This is a genomic window from Protofrankia sp. BMG5.30, assembly GCF_001983005.1.
Taxonomy (GTDB): Bacteria; Actinomycetota; Actinomycetes; order Frankiales; family Frankiaceae; genus Protofrankia; species Protofrankia coriariae.
Genome location: NZ_MOME01000005.1, coordinates 269,375 through 289,306, shown reverse-complemented (window position 1 = coordinate 289,306; position 19,932 = coordinate 269,375). Strand labels below are relative to the sequence as shown.

Below are 19,932 nucleotides of genomic sequence, written 5' to 3'. Positions count from 1 at the left end.
ACAGTCACCGGATGCGATCTTTTAGTGACCGTATGCTCATGGCTGGTGGCTGGGGCCGCGGCAGACGCACCTGCCGCGGCCCCAGCCACCGACGGGGCTCGGATTCCGATCAACCCCGCGAGCGATGTCGGGTCACCGTCGGCGGGGACCCAGCCCTGCCCGCGGTTCGCGGCCGGTCGACGGCCTGAGCACCGACCGTGATCCCCAGGGCGCGGAGGAGCCTGTGACCGACTGCCTGCCAGGCCCTGCCATGGCGGCCGGCCGCGCCGCCCTCGTCCAGGACAGTCCATGATCACGAAAAACGCGCGCGAGGCCCCGCCGAAACACCGGCGCGAGGCCACCCGGCCGCCGCCCGGTCAGCGCGTACTCATCGCACGCGCCATGGCGCGCTCGGCCCTGAGCCTCGTCGCCCTGCTGCTCCTGTACTATCTGCTTCCCTTCGACCGGCCCTACAGGGACGGCGTGCACGCGGGTCTGGGGATCGCGCTGGCCGTCGCCCTGCTGGCGTTCGCCGGCATCGTCGGCGTCCAGATCCGGCGGATCGCTCGGTCCGCCTACCCCGGGCTGCGCGCCGCGGAGGCCTTCGCCGTGTCCCTCCCACTGTTTCTACTGATCTTTGCGGGAACCTACTTCGTGCTCGGCCGCGAACAGGCCTGCGCATTCACCCAGGCGATGACGCGCACGGACGCCCTGTATTTCACACTCACCGTGTTCACCACCGTCGGTTTCGGCGATATTGCCCCCGTGACCCAGACCGCCCGTATCATCACCATGATCCAGATGATCGGWAATCTCGTCGTGATCGGCCTTGTCGCGCGGATTTTTCTTGGCACTATCGCCGCCGGGATACGCCGCCGCGCCGGACGGGAGTCGGAGTGAGCGGAATCCCGCCACACCGGCAGCGGGATCAGCCGGCCGTCCGGCCGGTGGCCTGGTCAGCGGCCAGCGGCGGTCTGGCCACCGATCAGCCAACCGACCCGCCGATCACCCTGGCCAGCAGGGCCTCCCTGGCCGAACCCGACAGACCCGGTCGGAGCCCCGGACAGACGGCATGATCGGCTGCCCAGCGGGCGTGACAGCCGGCGAAGACAACATGAACGAAACGAGCGAAGCGGATGAAACAGACAGGTACGCCGCCAAACTCCGGACAGCACACCGTACCCGTGACACGCGACGATAGAATCCCTGCACATATCCGAAGGGACCCCAACGACCGAAGATACCAACCGGGACGCTGCCAGAATTATGTCTGCGAAAGGGCCAGGATGTGACGACAGGTGAGCCGTCGTGACAACAGGTGACCTACACCGTGGCCCCACGGTGCGCCGTATCGTCCTGGGCTCCCAGCTGCGTCGATTACGTGAAGACAAGGGCATCAGTCGGGAAGCCGCCGGATACAGCATCCGGGCTTCCGAATCGAAGATCAGCCGCCTGGAACTCGGCCGCGTCAGCTTCAAGGAACGCGATGTYGCCGATCTGCTCACCCTCTACGGCGTCACGAACGAAGCCGAACGGGAACCATTGCTGTCCCTGGCCCGGGACGCCAACCGGCCGAGCTGGTGGCAGAACTACAGCGATGTCCTGCCGAACTGGTTTCAGCCGTACATCGGGCTGGAGGAGTCGGCAACGCTGATCCGGTCCTATGAGGYCCAGTTCGTCCCGGGCCTGCTCCAGACCGAGGACTACGCTCGCGCCGTTATCGCTCAGGGCGGCCGGGGCTCCCCGTGTGACGACGTCGAACGCCGGGTGAACGTCCGGATGCAGCGGCAGCGAATCCTGGCCCGCCCCGACCCGCCACACCTGTGGATGGTGCTGGACGAGGCCGCTCTGCGCCGCTCGATCGGTGGAGCCAAGGTGATGCGCGCCCAGCTCGAGCATCTGATCGCCCTGGCGGAGCAGCCGAACATCACGCTCCAGGTCATGCCGTTCGCTTTCGGCGGYCACATCGCCGAAGGCGGCGCGTTCAGCATCCTGCAGTTCCCCGAGGCGGACCTGCCCTACGTGGTCTACCTCGAGCAGCTTGCCGGCGCGGCCTATCTGGACAAGCTGGAGGACGTGGACCGCTATCTGGCCGCGATGAACCGCCTGTGCGTCGACAGCGTGTCACCGGAACGCGCCGCCAGCACGATCAACAAGATCATCAACGAGATCTGAAGCTGCCGCGCCGCGGAACCGACCGGCACATCGATCACGTTTAGTAAATATTGCAGATTCGATATCACGGAACGCGATCGTCAACCGCGGCCACAGCCGACCAGACCGGCGCCGCGGCCGGCTCCCCGATATGCCGCTGTGTACTGGCGCCTCCTGGCGTCCCCGAAATTTTTCGGAATTCGACAGAGAAGTACTAGGATCTCCTGGGCTGAGACCCGGCGCAGCGGTCGCCGGACGAAAGGATCTGACATGGGACTTGACGCAGCGGACGAGGAACAGCCACCCGCCAACCTCAACCCGGACATACCGCACGTCGCCCGGATCTACGACTACCTGCTCGGCGGCAGGAACAACTATGCCGCCGACCGCGCGGTGGGCGAGCAGATCATAGCGGCGGTACCGGACGCTCGTGCCAGCGTGCTGGCGAACCGCGCCTTCCTGAGCCGATCCGTACACCACCTCGCCGCCGAAGCCGGCATCCGCCAGTTCCTCGACATCGGCACCGGCTTACCATCCGCCAACAACACCCACGAAGTCGCCCAACGAGCCGCCCCCACCACCCGCGTCGTCTACGTCGACAACGACCCCATCGTCCTCGTCCACGCCAAAGCACTCCTCACCAGCTCCCCCCAGGGCACCACCACCTACATCGAAGCCGACCTCCGCAACCCCGACATCATCCTGAAAAAAGCCGCCACCACCCTCGACCTCACCCAACCAGTAGGACTCATGCTGGTCGCGATCCTGCACTGCGTCACCGACGAGGACAACCCCTACGAAATCGTCACCACCCTGCTGAACGCCATCCCCCCCGGCAGCCACCTGATACTTTCCCACCTGGCCAGCGACATCATCCCCGAAGAGATGCGTGGACTCGAGAAGAGCGTGAACGAGTCGGAAAGCGAAAATGTCACGCTCCGCTCGCACAAGCAGGTCCTACGGTTCTTCGACGGCCTGGAACTGCTGGAACCAGGCCTGGTACCGACCACACAGTGGCGCCCCGAACCCGGGGCCGACACCACCCCGATGCCCGTCTGGGCCGGCCTCGCCAGAAAACCATAAGAACGCCGACGGCCCCGGAGCCGCCCGCCCCGGTCACATCGGCTGTCCGGATCCGTCGTGAGATGCGGTTCCCTCGCATGGGACGGTACTGATCGCCGTCATTCGTCAGCGAGGCAGAGCAGACCCCAGGGGCGATTATCGACACGGGTCATGACGAGAGTGGCCCGGCGGGTACCGGAGAGCTTCAGGCGTTTACGCAACTCGTCGACGTCACCCGCCAGGCCGCGCCGCCGGATGTCGACCGACCCGACGTCCAGCGCGCGCAGGCGGGCCGGCAACTGCTTCTGGTTCCACGGCGCGGAATCGATGACGCGCAACGAGCGGCCGAACGGCGTACGTATCGGCGTGTCCGCCGACAGGAACGCGATTCTTCCGTCGATCTTCCAGGCGCCGAGTTCCCGGGCCAGCTCCGCGACGAGCCCGGCGCGGGTGACAGCCGGATTCGGGTCGAGGAGATATTCGCCCGGTGCCCGTACCGGCACCGGGGTCTCCACGCCGTATGCCCCCTGATGTACATCCCGACGACATGCCCCCCGACCAGCCGGTGTGGAGGTGAGCGTGTGCCCGCCGGGCAGGAGGGTCGCGCGGGTGCCCGTGGTGGCCAGCGCCGGGGACCAGGCCACCGCCTCCTTGAGGTCCCTGCCCACGGCAATGAACTCCAGCTCCCAGCCGGCGGGCACGGCCTCGCGTGGGAGGCCTGGAGCGGCCTTGATCCCCACCTTCGCGACACGTCCGGCGAGCTCCAGGCACCAGGACAACGGTGGCTCGCTGTCACCGGTACGCAGCCGCCGTTGGCCGGCACGCCGGGCCGGGTCGACGAACACCGCGTCCGCCCCTGCCAGGCCGACGTCGCGGACGTCGGAGAGAACGGTCGTCACGTTGCCCCCGACGCCCAGGACGTCGGCGTTGGCCCGCGCGACACGCAGATGAAGCGGGTCGGCGTCCACGGCGATCACCTGGTGCTGCCTGGCGAGCGCGAGCATGTCCCCGCCGATACCGCAGCACAGGTCGGCGACGATGTCCCCGGCCGCGTACCGCGAAGCCGTGTGCTCGGCCACGACCTGCGGCGACGCCTGTTCCAGGCCGGCACGGGTGAAGAACATCTCCATCGCCCGGCTGAACTTCGACCCGGCCGCCGCCCGCAGCTCGTGCTGGCCCAGCGCCTCGACCACGAGATCCGTCGGATACTCGGCGCGCAGCCGCGTCCCGAGGCGTAACGCCTGTCGTGGGCCGACCGCCGCGCCGGCCCCGCCGGTTCCCGCGCCCCCGCCAGCTCCACTGGCAAGCCGGTCGAGCAGTTCGCTCCCGGCGGAGGTCAGCAACGCCTCGAAGCGCTCCACCCGCGATCCCGCGGCTGCGGTCAACTTGGTTCCCCCACCTCGATCACCAGCTGGATCACCAGCCGGATCATCAGCCGCCCGTGCCACAAGGCAGTCAGGGCTCAGCCGGCAGCAGCCACGACGGCCCAGGACGCACTCTTCCACACAGCCGGTTTCACCAACAAACGCGTCACCGTCCGCCACCCCGGAAGTCCCCGAATCGTTGCTCTTCGTACATGGCGCCGCGGGCTCCGCTGACGCCGTGCCGTGCAGGCCCGCTCCCGGGACACGATGTGCGAACCGGCCCACAGAATCTCCGCCCGCGAAAGCGTCGACCGCCCAGGCGCCGGTTTTCACCCGGTGGAGCCACAGCCATGCGAATGGTGCGAATTCGGGCCAGCCAGCGGCATGCCGGCAGCCAGAAGGGAACAGGCGATGGCACGCGAACTGCACCTGAATGTCAACGTCACCGGGAGCGGCCGGCACGCCGGCGGCTGGCGGGCCCAGGACGACCCGACACTGTTCGTGAACATCGACTTCTTCCGGCACATCGCGCGGGTGGCGGAACGCGGGACGTTCGACTCCGTGTTCATCGCGGACGTCGCGGCGCTGCCACAGGAGCCACCGGTGGAGCCATACCACCCGGGCTCCGCGTGACGGAAACCGGCGTTCTCCCGTCCTGGTCAGTAGATATCAGGACATGCCATCCGTTCATCATTCCAACCGGGTTCGGCAGGCCGGACGGCGATCAGCGGACCCGCATCCACCGGGATTTGGCAGTAACGCTTAAGTAATTCGTTAGCGAAACTTGGAAGTCGCCCTCCATATCGTGACCGAATGTCCCGCGGCCGATGACTCATCGAGATTATTTGCCAAGCTAATTAGCTTGTGACACTGTGGTCGCGATGAACCGGGGTACTTTACGGACGCTGCGCCCGCCGCTGGGATGGAACCGGCGCTCCGGCGCRCAATCGCGGGAGCGCACGGAATCACAGGAAACGCGGGATCACAGGATCGCGGGGAATGGAGTGAAGCCGGATGAAGGTGGACGTCTCACGACGGGTGGTGTGGCGATGGTCGGGAAAAGACAGCTGAAGCTGGCGGCRCACGCGTCGGCTCTGGGCGCGACCCTGTCGTCGCGCACGGACCCGGTACGCCGGACATACGACATCCCCGCCCTTGTCAGCGCGGCCAGGTTGCTCGAGGAGGCGAAGTTCGACGCGGTCTTCGAAGCCGACGCCCTGCTGTTCGACGTCGACGCCGTCAACACCCTGCACGGCGGGGCGCGGTTCCACGCGGACGCGACGACCGTCGTCGCGGCCCTGGCGAGCGTGACCGAACGGATCGGGCTGGTATCGACGGCGACGACGGCGTTCAACGTGCCGGCCGCGCTCGCGCGCCAGCTCCAGACCCTCGACCATCTCAGCGGTGGCCGTGTCGGCGGGAACGCCGTGACCTCCTTCGGAGGGGAACGGCGGTTCGGCTTCACCGACATGCCCGACCAGGACACCCGGTACCGCCGCGCGTACGAGTTCGTCGAGATCGTCCAGGGCCTGTGGCGCGGCTGGGCGTGGGACGCGGTCTACGTCGACGGCACCGGGACACCGCGGATCGACCCGGCAAAAGTCAACAAGATCATCTTCAGTGGGGAGTTCCTGCGCTCCGCGGGTGCGATCGGCGTCCCGCGGTCGCCGCAGGGCTGGCCGGTGCAGTTCCAGGCCGGCGGGTCCGACGCGGGGCTGCGGTTCGCCGCCGGGTATGCCGAGGCGATCTTCTCCGCGTCCCCGGACCTGGAGCACGGCGTCTCGTTCAGCGCGAAGCTCGCCGCCGCGGTCGCCGCCGAAAAGGGCCCCGGCGCCCCGAAGCCGCTCATCCTCCCCGGCTTCAACGTCATCCTCGGTGTCACCGAGAGTGAGGCCAAGGAGCGGGAACGGGCGCTGGTCGACTCCTTGGACTTCGAGCTCGGCCGGCAGAGCCTGTCGCTGRCCTTCGGAGCGATCGTCGCGAAGGAGCGTGGCGCCGGCGCCGAGGTCGACCTCTCCGACCTGGATCTCGACGATCCGATACCGCCCGAGCGCATTCTTCGCCTGCCGGCCACGGCCACGCTGGGGCGGCGGCGCAGCCGGCCGCAGCTGTATCGCGACCTCGCGTTGAAGGGCCTCACCGTCCGCGAACTGATCGTCGTACACCTGCAGGGGCACGCCCACTACCGCTTCGTCGGCAGCTACGACCAGGTCGTCGACGAGTTCGAGCGCTGGTCCGGCAAGGGGGCGGCGGACGGCTTCGTCCTCAGCTTCCTGGAGACCGCCGACGCGGTGTACAGCTTCGTCGAGAACGTCGTGCCGCGTCTACAGGACCGCGGGCTGTTCCGGCGCGAGTACGAGGGGACCACCTTCCGCGAGCACCTCGGCCTGGCCGCGGCCTGACCCCGCCGGCGCCGCACCGAACATGACGACCAGATTTCGCGCGCTGCGGTCGCGGAACTTCCGGCTGTGGCTGGCGGGATCCCTGGTGTCGAACACCGGCACCTGGATGCAGCGGACGGCACAGGACTGGCTCGTCCTCACCGAGCTGACGGACCATTCGGGGGGCCGCGACAGGCGTGACGGTGGGCCTGCAGTTCGTGCCCCTGCTGCTGGTCTCGCCCTACGCCGGGGCGCTGGCCGACCGGCTGCCGAAGCGGAACATCCAGTTCGTGGCGCAGGCGCTGCTGGGCCTTGGCGCGCTGGCGCTCAGCCTGCTGGTGCTGACGCACACGGTGCGGCTGTGGCAGGTGTTCCTCTGCGCCTTCGCCATCGGCTTCGGCAACGCGCTGGACCGCGACACGAACCCCGACGCACGGCGCATCGACGGCCGGCCGGAGTACGTCCGGACCGCGGTCGAGGGCTCGCTGCGGCGCCTGGGCATCGACCACGTGGACCTCTACTACCAGCACCGGGTCGACCCGACAGTGCCGATCGAGGAGGCCGTCGGGGTGCTCAAGGAGCTGGTGGCGGCAGGCAAGATCCGCTACATCGGGCTCTCCGAGCCGGGCCCGCGGACGATCCGCCGCGCCCACGCCACGCATCCGGTCACCGCCATCCAGAACGAGTGGTCGGTCTTCAGCCGCCAGATCGAGGAACAGACCGTCCCGACAGCCCGCGAGCTGGGCATCGGGCTGGTCCCGTACTCGCCGCTCGGGCGCGGCTGGCTGACGGGCGCCCTGCGCAGGCCGCAGGACGTGACCGGCCGTCGAAGCCGGCACCCACGCTTCGCCGCGGACGTCTTCGACATCAACCTGCGCCTGGCCGACGATGTCGCCGGGATCGCGACCGAACTCGGCGTCCGCCCCGGGCAGGTGGCGCTGGCCTGGCTGCTCTCCCGCGGCGAGGACGTGGTGCCCATCCCCGGCACCCATCACCTCGGCTACCTGCGCGAGAAGGCCGGTGCTACCAACGTCACTCTCGGTGAGGAGCATCTGGCCAGGTTGGAGCCGATCGCCGCGCGCGTCGCCGGCGAGCGCTCCGTGCGGCCGGAGAACATCGGGACCGAGGCCCCGCCGCTGCCCGCCGGAACGACATCGTGACCACGCGCGAAATCGCCGGCACGGACACCTGAGGCGCGCAGGCTGCACCTGAACGTCAACTCCAACGGCCTGGGACGGCACGACGCCGGGTGGCGGGCGGCGAACCAGCCGCCCGACTTCCTGGACCTGACCACCTGGGAGCGGCTGGGCCGGATCGCCGAACGAAGCCGGCCCGTCAATCCGGGCCGACGACTTTGCCACGAACAACAGTTCGATTAGAATGTGGACGAGCGCGAGTTCTTCCGGTGGGCGAGCCGTTACGCCATGCTTGCGGCACCGCCGGTACGTTTGTAAGGCTACGGGAAGGGAGGCCCAACATCGTGGACGAACATGATCGAATCGTTACGGAGAGTCTCCCGCATGACGACCTCGACGTACAGCCGGACGAAGCCAAGTTCGCCGAGCTACTGCTCCTGGTCGCCGAGGAACTGGCCAATGACCCCTACGGGGGTGCCACCAAGGCCAACAAGGTCCTGTACTTCGCCGAGTTCGCCCACGTCCGCGAGACCGGCCTTCCAATCACCGGTGTCCGGTATCGCAAGCTCGAACGAGGACCCGCACCGCGCCATCTCCGAGCGATCCGGGGCCGTCTGATCGACAACGGCGACGCGGTACTGATCAAAGAGCGGGTTCTCGGCTACGAGCAGCACCGGCTCCGGCCGACTCGGCCAGCCCGCCGGGAACTGTTCAGCGCCACCGAACTGAAAGCCGTCCAGGACGCCGTCAACCTGCTCCGCGGCCACACCAACGCGGACGCCAGCGAACGGTCCCACCGCGAGCCCGGCTGGCAACTCGTCGACAACGGCGAGGACATCCCATACGTAGCGGCCCTCCTACCGCAGCATCAGCCATCATCGCGGATGATGGACCGCCTGCGACAGATCGGTGAGGAGTACGCCCGCCAGGGGCGCCTCGCCCAGTGACCAGACACACGGTCACCTACGGAGCCGACTTCCTCGCCACCGCTCAGGCCACCTACCCGGACAGCCGAAGCGCACGCTACTCGGGGCCGACGTTCCACGAGTTCATGGCGTTGCCGGTGCGGTCAGCAAGGTTCGCTTTCACCCACAACTGGGACAATCTGCCCTCGACGATGGGTGGCACGGCTCGACTGTGATCCTTGAGCCGAGCGGAGCGTTCGGGCCGATCGTCTTCTACGCGATCCTTGTCGCCCGGCCAACCGGGCCGACAGTGGAAATCGCGGACTTCGAGGAAGACCGAGCCCACTGGGACACCTTCATCGACCCGGACGACCCGGACGACTGAGCCGTGCCTGACGGATGTTCGGTCGCGTGGAGGCGCTGAACTGGCTGGACGAAAGCCTTGATTGGTAAGGAGGTTGCTGTACTTTGCTGCTGTACATGCGTCAAGGACATGATCCGAATTGCGAATCATGTCCTTGACCTGGGTCGGGGTGGCGGGATTTGAACCCACGACCTCTTCGTCCCGAACGAAGCGCGCTACCAAGCTGCGCCACACCCCGCGACCACTGCAAAGCTTACCTGATCCGGAAGTCTACCTGATCCGCCGGCCACTCTCGGCACGGGGTGACCGGACAGGTCCACGGGGAGCGGCTCCAGCCCCCGCCACCGGCACAGAGGCCGCGACGGTGCTCACACCCAGGGCCACGGCGCCAGGTCCGCGCGAGGCGTCAGGTCCACGCGGCCGGCGCGAGGGTGATCAGGGTGGCCTCCGGCCGGCAGGCGAACCGGACCGGTGCGAACGGGGACGTCCCAAGGCCCGCGGAGACGTGCAGCCACGACGAGCGTCCACCGGCCTCGTAACGGGACAGGCCGCGGACCCGGCCGCGGTCGAGGCCACAGTTGGCGACCAGCGCCCCGACGAACGGCACCCGGATCTGCCCGCCGTGTGTGTGGCCGGAGAGCGTCAGCGCCACCCCGTCCGCGGTGTAGGCGTCCAGCACCCGGGGCTCCGGGGTGTGCGACAGCCCCAGCACCAGGTCGACGTCGCCGTTGCCGTCGTCGCGCGGGCCGAGCACCGCGGAGAGATCGTCCCGCCTGAGCCTGGCGTCGTCGACGCCGCGGACGTCGATCCGCAGCCCGGCGACGCGCAGCACCGTCCGGGTGTTGGTCAGGTCCAGCCAGCCGCTGTCGGCGGCCAGGCTCTTGGCGAAACCGGCCCAGTCCAGCGGAGCCCCCTTCGGGGTGGGGACGTCCCCGGGCAGCAGGTAGCGGTGCGGGCTCTTCAGCGTCGGCACGTAGTAGTCGTTGTTGCCCGGCACGAAAACCCCCGGGAAGYCGAACAGGGACGACAGCGCCAGCAGCGTCGGCTCGTCGGCGTCCGGGTGTGCCAGGACGTCACCAGTCAGCGCCACCAGGTCGGGCACCAGGCGGGCGAGATCCCCGATCCACGCCAGCTTGCGCTTCTGGTTCGGGGTTATGTGCAGGTCGGAGATGTGCAGGATGCGCAGCGGCTGCGCGTCCCGCGCGAGCATCGGCAGCACCACACGACGCAGGGTGTAGGCGGTGCGCTCATAGCCGGCGGCATATGCCACGGCAAGGGCTCCTGCCACGCCGAGCCCGGTGGCCGCCCGCCCGACGGGGCGTCCCCACGCCCGTGAAGGTGACTGTTGCAACCGTCGCCCACTCGTCATCGGACAAGTGTGGCCCAGGTTGCGCCATGGTGGGCGGCTCGCGGGGCGCGTCGCGCACGTCGTGACCCAGTGGACATCCGCCCCGCCGGCCGCTGGTCCGGCGGCCGGCGGCCGGCCAGGTCAACTAAGGTCACCCGTGTGAGCGAACTCAAGGATCGTCTGCGGGTGGATCTCACCACGGCGATGAAGGCGCGGGACGCGCTGCGGACGTCCACCCTGCGGATGGCCCTGGCGGCGTTGAAGGACGAGGAGGTCGCCGGCAAGAGCGCCCGCGAACTGTCCGACGCCGAGGTGCGGAAGGTGCTCACCCGGGAGGTTCGCAAGCGACGGGAGGCCGCCGACGCCTTCGCCGCGGCGGGCCGCGCGGAACAGGCCAGCAAGGAAAACGACGAGGGTGAGATCCTGGCCGCCTACCTCCCTCAGCAGCTTGGCGACGACGAACTCGCCGCGATCATCGACAAGGTGATCGCCGAGCACGGCCTGGCCGGGCCGAAGGCCATGGGCGCCGCGATGAAGGCGGTCCAGCCCGAGGTGGCCGGGCGTGCGGACGGGGCCCGCGTCTCCGCCCTGGTCCGCGCCCGGCTGGCTTCCTCCCCGCCCGCCCAGGCGTGAGCACGGCCTATCGGTACGCCCGATCGGGCGGCACACGGCCTGTCGGGGCGTGACCGGTCGACCCGCGACCAGGGGACGGTGGACGGGACGATCCGCCGGCGGCCGGCGGGAGCTGACAGGCCCGTCAGCCCGCTCCGGACCTGCCACTGCCCCGAACCCGCCCGGACCCCGCGGTGCCGGGATCGGCGCGAGCGGACCTTCTTCCGTCGCCGAGCCGGGTGGGCGTCCCACCCTCGTCGGATTCGGCGGACCGCAGGACGAAGCCCTGGGAGACCATCAGCACGACCTCCGAGCCCTCGTCCACCTCCTGATTGCCGCCGGGATTCATCGCCAGCACCGTCCCCTTCGAGAACGGGCTCCAGATCTCCTGCACCGTCACCCGGAAGCCCTGGGAGGTCAGCCGCTGCTGTGCCAGGGACAGGTCCAGGCCGACGACGTCCGGCAGCGTCTTCTTCGCCGGGTGGGGCTGGGTGTCGTCCGGGGACGGCATCGGCGCGACCGGCAGCCCGAGTCCGTCGGCAGTGCCGCGCATCGCCCTCGCCCACACCTGGGCGGGCAGGCCACCACCGTAGACGACCTGGTTGCCCAGGACGTTGCGCAACGGATATGTCGTGGGCGAGCGCGGGTCGGCGAGGGTCACGGCGGTGGCCAGTTGGGGGATGTAACCGGCGAACGACGCGGTGCTGAACCCCTCGGCGGTGYCGGTCTTGCCCGCGGCCGGCCGGCCGATCTGCGCGTTGGGGACCCCGGTCCCGTGCAGGATGACACCTTCGAGGACCGAGGTGACCGTGTCCGCGATCTGCGTCCCGAGCACCTGGCGGCACGGCTCGGGCGCGCTGTAGGGCACCGGCCGGTCGGTGCTGCCGACCCGCTGGGTGATCGATTCAAAGGGTCGCGGATCGCATCGGACACCGTGGTTGGCCAGCGTGGCGTAGGCGGTCGCCAGATCCATGGTGGAGATCTCGTTGGTGCCGAGCACAGCCGCTCCGTCGACCGGCCCGATGCCGCCGCCGGGGCAGCGCAGGGACTCGGACTGGTCCTGCACCCGGCAGGAGGACACCCCCAGCCGACGTRCCATCTCAGCGGTGTTCCGCAGCCCGACCTTCTCCGCGAGCTGGATGTAGTAGGTGTTGACCGAGTCCCAGGTCGCCGTGGTCATGGAATATAAGCCGGCCTCGTTCGGGTCGGCGTTGCCGTAGCAGTCCCCCTGGCTCTGGTGCCCGTTGTCGTCGGTATCCGGATTGTGGAAGACATCCGAGTGGTAGCACGCCGGGGAATAGTACGTGGTGTTCAGCGGCAGTCCTTTTTCCAGGGCCGCGGCGAGTGTGAACACCTTGAAGGTGGATCCCGGTGAGAACGAGGCCTCCTCCAGCGGGATTATCYGCTTGGTGTGTACGAAGTCGGTGGTCCGCTCCGGCGGCTGGCCGTCCGCGGACGGGCCGTATTCCCGGTTCACCGCCAGCGCCAGCACGTTCCCGGTGCCCGGCTGGAGCATTGCCACCCCCACCGCCACCCGGTTGCCGGGCGGCACGACGGTGTTCGCCGCGTTCTGCGCGGCGGCCTGGGCGACCGGGTCGAGTGTGGTCCGGATCGTCAGGCCGCCCTCGAACAGCAGCCGTTCCCGGTCCGCCTGGGTCGCCCCGAAACGCTCGTCGGCGAGCAGCGTGCGGCGGACGTAGGCGCAGAAGAACGGCACCGACGACAGCTGACAGGGGTCCGCAGCCTGCGGTGGGCGGTTGAGCACCACCGGGGTCCCCCGAATCTGTCGCAGCTGCTCGTCGCTGATGTGGCCGAGTTCGTGCATGCGCTCCAGGACGACGTCCCGTCGCGACATCGCCGCCTGCGGGTGCAGCACCGGGTTGTAGGCGGTCGGGTTCTTGACCAGACCGGCCAGCATCGCCGCCTGCGGGAGGGTGAGCTGGTCGACCTCGACGTTGAAATAGTGTTTCGCCGCGGTTTCCACGCCGTAGGCGCCGTCCCCGAAGTAGGCTATGTTCAGATACCTTTCAAGAATCTGGTCCTTGCTCAGGTGCTCCTCGAGGTAAAGTGCGTAGCGTGCTTCCCGGAGTTTACGTCTGACGGTCTGCTCGGTCGCGGCCTCTTTTTCCTCCCTGGACGTCGCGGCCTGCAGAAGGACGTTCTTCACGTACTGCTGAGTGAGAGTGGATCCGCCTTGCGTGACCGCCCCGGACTCCTGGTTGGAGACATAGGCCCGCAGCAGCCCCCGGTAGTCGAGTCCGGTGTGCTCGTAGAAGCGGGAGTCCTCGATGTCTATGACCGCCTGGCGCAGTACCGTCGGAATGCGGTCGAGGGGGATGATCTGCCGGTCCTGCTCACCGCGCAGATATCCGATGACGTTGCCCTTGGCATCCAGGATGCGGGACGCCTGCGGCAGCGGTGGGACGGTGAGGTTCGCCGGCAGGTCGAGGAAGGCGTCGGCGCTGCCCTTCACCGTGAGGCCCGCCAGCGCCACGACCGGCAACAGGACCAGCGCGAGCAGGACACCCGCGAGCCCGCTGATGACCATGGCCTGCCCGATCCATTCGACCGCCGTCCATGCTCGCGGATAGCCACGATGTGGACCGTCCGGCATTGGGCCGGCGCCCGACGCGACGCCTTTGCCGTAGCCGGCACGGCCGGAACCGGCGGGCGGCCGCGGGGACCCGTGGCCCGACCCTGTCGCGCTGGTCACGTTCGGGAACCTCCAAACGGCCCCCTCGCACGGCCGCTCGGCCGTACCTCCCGCACCAGCCTACGACCGCACGGAACGGACATACGAATGTCACGCACACGACATGATCTGGTTACAGATAGCGCCACTGTCGTCATTCGGATCAATGGCCCGGACGGGTCATTTAGACAACCACCCGTGTGGGGTCTGTGCCGTGGCGGAGACGCTCCATACGGTTTCGGGCGAAGCCACGTCACCACCCGCACGGGCCCCCTGACCCGGTCTCGAGAAKAAAGGCAGGTGGCATGACCAGCAGCCTGGCAACCCGCACCAGTGCCGCCCGACGTGCCAGCTCGACACAGTTGATCGGCTCGACCGTCGACGGCGACTGGACCGCGAACGCGGCCTGTCGTGACCTGGACCCGGACGACCTCTTCGTCCAGGGAGCGGCGCAGAACCGGGTGAAGACCCGGTGCTTCGGATGCCTCGTCCGCACCGAGTGCCTCGCTGACGCCCTTGACAACCGAGTGGAGTTCGGAGTCTGGGGCGGTATGACCGAACGGGAACGCCGGGCGCTGCTGCGCCGGCGACCGGACGTCACATCGTGGCGGAAGCTGCTCGCGGACGCGCGCGCCCATCACGGCGCCGCCTCCGCCGGTTAGGACCGTCCGCACCTCGTCCCCCACTGGTCACCTACCGGTGCCCTGTTGGTCGTTTGTTGACGAATTTGCTGTCCGGTTCCCCCGCGCGGCTCATCATCACACGCACACAGGGCATTGCGGACATCGACGTCACTAACGGGACAACCACTCGACGACGGTGCCGCGGCCAGCGATGATCCGGGCTGGCCGGACGATCAGACGGGCCCAGGTGCCCGATCTCCCCGACGGGTGYGCGATCACAGCTGTTCGCGCACCCGCAGGCTCGGCCAGCCGGTAACCCCCGCGGGACATCTGACATCGCTGCCCACGCGCACCCGCGTCCCCCACGAGCCCGGCCAACTGCCGACAGCCCCACCACGCCAGGCGGTACATGGCGTCGGCGAGCGGAGCCGCGACATGGCGGACGCGGAGTGACAGGAGACGAAAACCACGTAACCGCCCCACTCGCGCGCTAGTCGGTCTGCCCCAGGGCGGCGTCATGGGCGTGTTCGGGGATGTCGTCGCCGGCCAGTACGGCGCCGACGGCGCGCAGGCCGTCAAGATCGTGAACATCGCCGGCGAACGCGTCGACCTCGACCAGGGGTGTGTCGGGATGCGCGCTGGTGAAGCGGTCCCGCAGACGCTGCTCCCGGGTGGCCAGCCGTACCCGTTCCGCGTGGATGCGCAGCACCGCCGTCGCCAGCGGATGTTCGGCATGCTCACCGAGCGTCTCGGCCGCCGCCAGGCTGCGTTCCACGGTCAGCCCACGGGCGGCCGGCCCGACCGAGTGGACCCGGTTGACGACCAGGCCCGCCAACGGCATCCCGTCCGCGTCGAGCCGGTCGACGAAGTACGACGCCTCCCGCAACGCGGCGGCCTCCGGCGCCGCCACCACGACAAAGGACGTCCCGGGCGCRCCCAGCAGCTGGTACGTCTGGTCGGCGCGCTGCCGGAACCCCCCGAACATCGTCTCCAGGGCGGCCACGAACTGGCTGACGTCGGCGAGTAGCTGCGCGCCGATGATCTTCGTCAGTATCCTGCCGAACACGCCCAGCCCGACGTTCACGACCTTCAGGTACATCTTCCCGCCGGCCTTCGCCGGGGCGAGCAGCAGTCGCAGCAGCCGGCCGTCGAGAAAGGCGCTCAGGCGGTTGGGCGCGTCCAGGAAGTCCAGGGCCGACCGGGTCGGCGGGGTGTCGACGACGATGAGGTCCCACTCGCCCGTCGCGTCCAGCTGGCCGAGCTTCTCCATCGCCATGTACTCCTGGGTACCGGCGAAGGACGACGACAACGACTGGTAGAAGGGGTTGTCGAGTAACTGCTGGGCGCGTTCCGGGGTTGCGTGCGCAAGGACGATCTCGTCGAACGTCCGCTTCATGTCGAGCATCATCGCGTCGAGATGACCGCCGGCGGAACAGTCCACCCCGACGACCTCCCGGGGGTTGTTGTCCAGCTCGGTCAGGCCCATGGACTGCGCCAGCCGGCGGGCCGGGTCGATCGTGAGGACGACCGTCCGGCGTCCCCGCTCGGCCGCGCGCAGCGCGAGCGCGGCGGCGACCGTGGTCTTCCCGACCCCGCCCGACCCGCAGCACACGATGATCTTCTCGCTGCCGAGCATGGCGTCGACGTCCAGCACCGGCACCGTGGGCGCGGACACCGTGGACGCGGACGGGGGCACCCGCGCCCCCACGGTTGCGAGCCCGCTCGTCCGACCGTTGCTCATCCGACCATCCGTTGCATCCGCAACAACTCCGCGAACTGATAGATCACGCCAATGTCCACGCCGTCGGCGACCAGGGGCAGCTCGTACACGGGACGTCCCAACGCGTCGATCTCGCCGCGTTCGGCCCTCTCCAGAGCCACCCGGCGGGCATGCTGGGCGGCCTCCGCCACCAGGGCGTCCACCAGCCCGGCCGCGGGGGCGATGCCGGCCGCCTTCACGCCCGCGGCCAGCTCCTCGACGTCCAGCCGGCCCGCGCCGGCCCGCGCGAGGTCCTCGTCGGCGAGCAACGGCGTCCGGACCATGTTCACGATCACACCACCGACCCGCAGCCCGGCGGCACGCAGCTCGGCGACACCGTCCACCGTCTCCTGGACCGGCATCTCCTCCAGGAGGGTGACCAGGTGCACAGCCGTCTGCTCGGAGCGCATCACCGCCATCACGCTGTCGGCCTGAGTGCGGATCGGGCCCATCCTGGCCAGCCCGGCGACCTCGGCGCTGACGTTGAGGAACCGGGTGATCCGCCCAGTAGGTGGCGCGTCGAGGACCACCGCGTCATAGGCCCTGCCCCCGGGCCGGGTCCCGTCCGGGCGGTTGACCGCCTCCTTCACCTTGCCGGTGAGCAGGACGTCACGGACGCCGGGCGCGATCGTGGTGGCGAAGTCGACGGCGCCGATCCGCTCCAGCGCCCGGCCCGCGCGGCGGAGGTTGTAGAACATCTCCAGGTACTCCAGCAGCGCCTCCTCCGCGTCGATGGCGAGCGCGAAGACCTCCCCGCCACCAGGAGCGCTCGCGACCTTGCGTTCCGCGTAGGGCAGCGGCGGGGTGTCGAAGAGCTGGGCGATCTGCTGGCGTCCCTCGACCTCGGTGAGCAGGACGCGCCTACCACCGGTGGCCAGCGCCACCGCGAGCGCGCCGGCGGCGGTCGTCTTGCCGGTGCCGCCCTTGCCGCTCACCACGTGCAGGCGGCAGTGCCATGGCCCGTCCGCGGCGTCCCGCGATGGAGTCTCCTGCGGCGTCACATCAACGACCGTACCCGGCCGGCCCCGGCCGTTCCGGTCGATGAACAGGCAGCGGGCGCGGTGTCCACCGATGCGACCCCTGCCCGTACCCCTTGCCAGACCCCGCCCCGGCCCGGGCACGGGCAGCTTGCCAGGCCCCGGCCCCCTCCTCCCGGCGTACACCTCCCAGACGCCCTCCGGACGCCCCCAGGCGAGCCTGGGGCCCTCCAGGTGGACCTCCCCGCGAGGCCGGTCTTCCGTGCGCTCTCGGCATGCGCGGCGGGGGGCGCGCGGGGACGGCTGTCGCGTGCCCCCCGGCCGCGACGCACTATGGTCACAAGTCATGCAGACCTGGGAGTACGCGACAGCGCCGGTGCTGATCCACGCGACCAAACAGATCCTCGACAACTGGGGGGCGGACGGCTGGGAACTGGTCCAGATCGTCCCGGGGCCGAACCCGGAGAGCCTGGTCGCCTACTTCAAGCGCCCCAAGGGCGAATCGGCGCGGTGACCGCCGTGACAGCCGACGCGGCGACCCCGTCACAGCGCCTGGCCGCGCTCGGCCTGGCACTGCCCACCGTCCCGTCGCCAGCGGGTGCGTACGTGCCCGCCCGGCGGCACGGCGAACTGGTGTGGACAGCCGGACAGCTCCCCCTGGTGGACGGCGTCCTCGCCGCGACCGGGCCGGTCGGTGAGGCTGCCGACGGCGGCTCGGTGCCGGCGGAGCGCGCGGCCGACCTGGCCCGGATCTCCGCCCTGAACGCGCTGGCGGCCGCGGCCGCGGTGGCCGGCAGCCTGGATGCGATCACCGGTGTTGTCAAGGTCGTCGGGTTCGTCGCGAGCGTGCCCGCGTTCACCGGCCAGCCGGCGGTGATCAATGGCGCGAGCGACCTGTTCGTGGCGGTGTTCGGTGATGCCGGACGGCATGCCAGGTCCGCGGTCGGGGTGAGCGTCCTGCCGCTGAACGCTCCGGTCGAGGTGGAGATCGTTGTCACCGTCAGTTAGCGTTCGCTGGAGAACCGCGGACAGGCTGCGGCACATGAGTTGCCGTCCAGCTATGGATATATCCGAATAGTAACCAGATATCGACAAATAGCAATTAAAAGGCGTCTGGGTGCGGATATCCGGACGAGACGCAGCTCAMAGCCGACCCCCGCCGCTGACATGGTGCGCGAGCCGGGGCGAACAACCTACTGTCTATGACAGAAGTAGCCGATCTGACGATCGGGTCGACAGACAGTTCGGGTCGACAGACAGCCTGGTGGGCCGTCCACGCAACCGGCAGGTGACCCAGCAGGACACCTGCGCAACARAGCATCGTCCGCTTCGGAATCTGGTGAGTGATCCGTGGGGCATACGAGCGTTACGGACGGCGTGCCCGATCCACGCGCGGCGGCCCCCGCGGCGGGCGGCCGGCCCACGCCCCGGCAGGTGACCCTGCTGGCCTCGCTGCTGCTCGCGCCCAACCCCAGCCCGATGACCCTGGACGGTACGAACACCTGGATCCTGCGCGCCCCGGGCGCCACCGGCTGCGTCGTGGTCGACCCCGGCCCGCCCGACCCCGGCCATCTCGCGGCGATCGTCGCGGCCGGGCCGGTCGATGTCATCCTGCTCACCCATGGTCATATTGATCACAGCGAGGGTGCCGCGCCGCTGCACGAGCTGACCTCCGCGCCGGTGCGCGCCCTCGATGTCGCCCACCGGCTCGGCGACGAAGGGCTGACCGAGGGCGACGTGATCGCCGCCGCCGGGGTGGAGATCCGGGTGCTGGCCACCCCCGGCCACAGCAGCGACTCGCTGTCGTTCGTCCTCACCGACGACCGGCGGGCCGACACCGACAGCACCGACAGTCACAACATTTCGGCGCCCACCGCGGGAAGCTCGGTTCTCACCGGCGACACGATCCTCGGCCGGGGCACGACCGTGGTGGCGCACCCCGACGGGCAACTCGGCGACTATCTGACGAGCCTGCGGCGCCTGCGCGAGCTGGGTGACTGCGTGGTGCTCCCCGGACACGGGCCGCATCTGCCGGCCGCGGGCCGCGCCGCGGAGGCGTACCTCGCCCACCGAGAGGCCCGGCTCGACCAGGTACGGGCGGCCCTCGCCGCCGGCGACAGCACGGTCCGTCAGATCGTTCAACGAATCTACACGGACGTCGACCGCGCCCTGTGGCCGGCCGCGGAGATGTCCGTCCGTGCCCAGATCGAGCACCTGCACCAGCGGCGGGAACTGCGGACCACGCCGATYGAGCTCCTGCTCGCATAGGCCGCCTTCCGACACGTCCACAAATCATGATCGCGTAGACGGCGGGAACCTCACGAACGCGAAAACATGATCACATTGCCTTCGGCCCCACCTTCAGCAGGCCACCGGCGGCGCAAAAACATGATCGCTTCACCTTACGACCGGGGGAGGAGGCCGGATTCTGGACATCCCACACAGCCCTCTTCCTTCCTGGAAACCGTTAAGATCAGCACGAACAGAAGATCTCGTACGGTTGGCTTATGCTCGCGGCCGGGAGGCGACCACCCGTGCGCAACGCTCCGGATATATCCGACCACGTCAAAAGGGTC

Annotated in this window: 19 protein-coding genes and 1 tRNA gene; 14 read left to right on the top strand and 6 right to left on the bottom strand. The window is 69.2% G+C overall.

Features of this window, described 5'->3' with window-relative positions; translation table 11 throughout:
- Nucleotides 1-288: 288 nt before the first annotated feature.
- From BL254_RS02945 to BL254_RS02930, 3 genes are all read left to right on the top strand, one after another.
- The gene (locus BL254_RS02945) at nucleotides 289-879 is read left to right on the top strand and encodes a potassium channel family protein (protein WP_047222079.1); all 591 of its coding nucleotides are present in this window, start codon (nucleotides 289-291) and stop codon (nucleotides 877-879) included.
- A gap of 408 nt (nucleotides 880-1,287) precedes the next feature.
- Complete coding sequence (locus BL254_RS02935; protein ID WP_076842435.1) at nucleotides 1,288-2,154, top strand: helix-turn-helix transcriptional regulator; 867 nt, start codon at nucleotides 1,288-1,290, stop codon at nucleotides 2,152-2,154.
- 249 nt (nucleotides 2,155-2,403) lie between these two features.
- On the top strand, nucleotides 2,404-3,216 hold the full coding sequence (locus BL254_RS02930) for an SAM-dependent methyltransferase (RefSeq protein WP_047222082.1): 813 nt from the start codon (nucleotides 2,404-2,406) through the stop codon (nucleotides 3,214-3,216).
- A gap of 98 nt (nucleotides 3,217-3,314) precedes the next feature.
- Here the strand turns inward: BL254_RS02930 and BL254_RS02925 are convergent, their stop codons facing one another.
- Nucleotides 3,315-4,580: a class I SAM-dependent methyltransferase gene (locus tag BL254_RS02925; RefSeq protein ID WP_235433349.1), complete on the bottom strand. Its 1,266-nt coding sequence runs from the start codon at nucleotides 4,578-4,580 to the stop codon at nucleotides 3,315-3,317.
- A 390-nt stretch (nucleotides 4,581-4,970) separates the two neighbouring features.
- Here BL254_RS02925 and BL254_RS02920 point away from each other — a divergent pair, with 390 nt between their 5' ends.
- The 6 genes from BL254_RS02920 (at nucleotide 4,971) to BL254_RS26755 (ending at nucleotide 9,366) form a co-directional block, all read left to right on the top strand.
- The gene (locus tag BL254_RS02920; protein WP_047222084.1) at nucleotides 4,971-5,192 is read left to right on the top strand and encodes a hypothetical protein; all 222 of its coding nucleotides are present in this window, start codon (nucleotides 4,971-4,973) and stop codon (nucleotides 5,190-5,192) included.
- A 416-nt stretch (nucleotides 5,193-5,608) separates the two neighbouring features.
- Nucleotides 5,609-6,961, top strand: a complete 1,353-nt coding sequence (locus tag BL254_RS02915) for an NtaA/DmoA family FMN-dependent monooxygenase (protein WP_175648272.1) — start codon at nucleotides 5,609-5,611, stop codon at nucleotides 6,959-6,961.
- Nucleotides 6,962-7,143: 182 nt separating this feature from the next.
- Nucleotides 7,144-8,100, top strand: a complete 957-nt coding sequence (locus BL254_RS02910) for an aldo/keto reductase (protein ID WP_235433350.1) — start codon at nucleotides 7,144-7,146, stop codon at nucleotides 8,098-8,100.
- Between the two features lie 320 nt (nucleotides 8,101-8,420).
- A complete protein-coding gene (locus BL254_RS02905) occupies nucleotides 8,421-9,023 on the top strand; it encodes a Panacea domain-containing protein (protein ID WP_052914370.1) in 603 nt (200 codons plus the stop codon).
- Nucleotides 9,020-9,217: a hypothetical protein gene (locus tag BL254_RS02900; RefSeq protein WP_047222085.1), complete on the top strand. Its 198-nt coding sequence runs from the start codon at nucleotides 9,020-9,022 to the stop codon at nucleotides 9,215-9,217. The genes BL254_RS02905 and BL254_RS02900 overlap by 4 nt, the downstream gene beginning before the upstream one ends.
- Nucleotides 9,214-9,366, top strand: coding sequence for a hypothetical protein (locus BL254_RS26755; RefSeq protein WP_157180407.1), 153 nt, complete (start codon nucleotides 9,214-9,216; stop codon nucleotides 9,364-9,366). The genes BL254_RS02900 and BL254_RS26755 overlap by 4 nt, the downstream gene beginning before the upstream one ends.
- A gap of 143 nt (nucleotides 9,367-9,509) precedes the next feature.
- Here the strand turns inward: BL254_RS26755 and BL254_RS02895 are convergent.
- Nucleotides 9,510-9,583: transfer RNA gene (locus BL254_RS02895), tRNA-Pro, on the bottom strand.
- A 168-nt stretch (nucleotides 9,584-9,751) separates the two neighbouring features.
- Nucleotides 9,752-10,714, bottom strand: a complete 963-nt coding sequence (locus tag BL254_RS02890) for a metallophosphoesterase (protein ID WP_076842433.1) — start codon at nucleotides 10,712-10,714, stop codon at nucleotides 9,752-9,754.
- A 138-nt stretch (nucleotides 10,715-10,852) separates the two neighbouring features.
- Between BL254_RS02890 and BL254_RS02885 the strand changes: the two genes are divergently transcribed.
- A complete protein-coding gene (locus BL254_RS02885; RefSeq protein WP_047222087.1) occupies nucleotides 10,853-11,326 on the top strand; it encodes a GatB/YqeY domain-containing protein in 474 nt (157 codons plus the stop codon).
- A gap of 124 nt (nucleotides 11,327-11,450) precedes the next feature.
- Here the strand turns inward: BL254_RS02885 and BL254_RS02880 are convergent, their stop codons facing one another.
- Complete coding sequence (locus BL254_RS02880; RefSeq protein ID WP_254857746.1) at nucleotides 11,451-13,853, bottom strand: transglycosylase domain-containing protein; 2,403 nt, start codon at nucleotides 13,851-13,853, stop codon at nucleotides 11,451-11,453.
- 449 nt (nucleotides 13,854-14,302) lie between these two features.
- Here BL254_RS02880 and BL254_RS02875 point away from each other — a divergent pair, with 449 nt between their 5' ends.
- Entirely contained in the window at nucleotides 14,303-14,659 is a 357-nt protein-coding gene (locus BL254_RS02875) for a WhiB family transcriptional regulator (protein WP_013875441.1), read from the top strand.
- Nucleotides 14,660-15,110: 451 nt separating this feature from the next.
- Here BL254_RS02875 and BL254_RS02870 read toward each other — a convergent pair whose 3' ends face one another.
- Nucleotides 15,111-16,361 (bottom strand): ArsA-related P-loop ATPase, encoded by a 1,251-nt coding sequence (locus BL254_RS02870; protein ID WP_083730787.1) that lies wholly within the window; start codon nucleotides 16,359-16,361, stop codon nucleotides 15,111-15,113.
- Entirely contained in the window at nucleotides 16,358-17,380 is a 1,023-nt protein-coding gene (locus BL254_RS02865) for an ArsA family ATPase (protein WP_175648271.1), read from the bottom strand. Before BL254_RS02865 ends, BL254_RS02870 begins: the two co-directional genes overlap by 4 nt.
- A 322-nt stretch (nucleotides 17,381-17,702) precedes the next feature.
- Here BL254_RS02865 and BL254_RS25635 point away from each other — a divergent pair, with 322 nt between their 5' ends.
- The 3 genes from BL254_RS25635 (at nucleotide 17,703) to BL254_RS02855 (ending at nucleotide 19,624) form a co-directional block, all read left to right on the top strand.
- Nucleotides 17,703-17,870 carry a DUF4177 domain-containing protein gene (locus tag BL254_RS25635; protein ID WP_085948571.1) on the top strand — a complete coding sequence of 56 codons (168 nt, stop codon included), beginning with the start codon at nucleotides 17,703-17,705 and terminating at the stop codon, nucleotides 17,868-17,870.
- Entirely contained in the window at nucleotides 17,867-18,364 is a 498-nt protein-coding gene (locus BL254_RS02860; protein ID WP_047222089.1) for a RidA family protein, read from the top strand. The genes BL254_RS25635 and BL254_RS02860 overlap by 4 nt, the downstream gene beginning before the upstream one ends.
- A 369-nt stretch (nucleotides 18,365-18,733) precedes the next feature.
- Complete coding sequence (locus BL254_RS02855) at nucleotides 18,734-19,624, top strand: MBL fold metallo-hydrolase (protein WP_047222090.1); 891 nt, start codon at nucleotides 18,734-18,736, stop codon at nucleotides 19,622-19,624.
- The last annotated feature ends 308 nt before the right edge of the window (nucleotides 19,625-19,932 follow it).

What these genes read in the sequence shown, in the direction of transcription:
- BL254_RS25635 (WP_085948571.1), top strand. Translation starts at nt 17,703, where the DNA reads ATGCAGACCTGGGAGTACGCGACAGCGCCGGTGCTGATCCACGCGACC.
- BL254_RS02930 (WP_047222082.1), top strand. Translation starts at nt 2,404, where the DNA reads ATGGGACTTGACGCAGCGGACGAGGAACAGCCACCCGCCAACCTCAAC.
- BL254_RS02920 (WP_047222084.1), top strand. Translation starts at nt 4,971, where the DNA reads ATGGCACGCGAACTGCACCTGAATGTCAACGTCACCGGGAGCGGCCGG.
- BL254_RS02875 (WP_013875441.1), top strand. Translation starts at nt 14,303, where the DNA reads ATGACCAGCAGCCTGGCAACCCGCACCAGTGCCGCCCGACGTGCCAGC.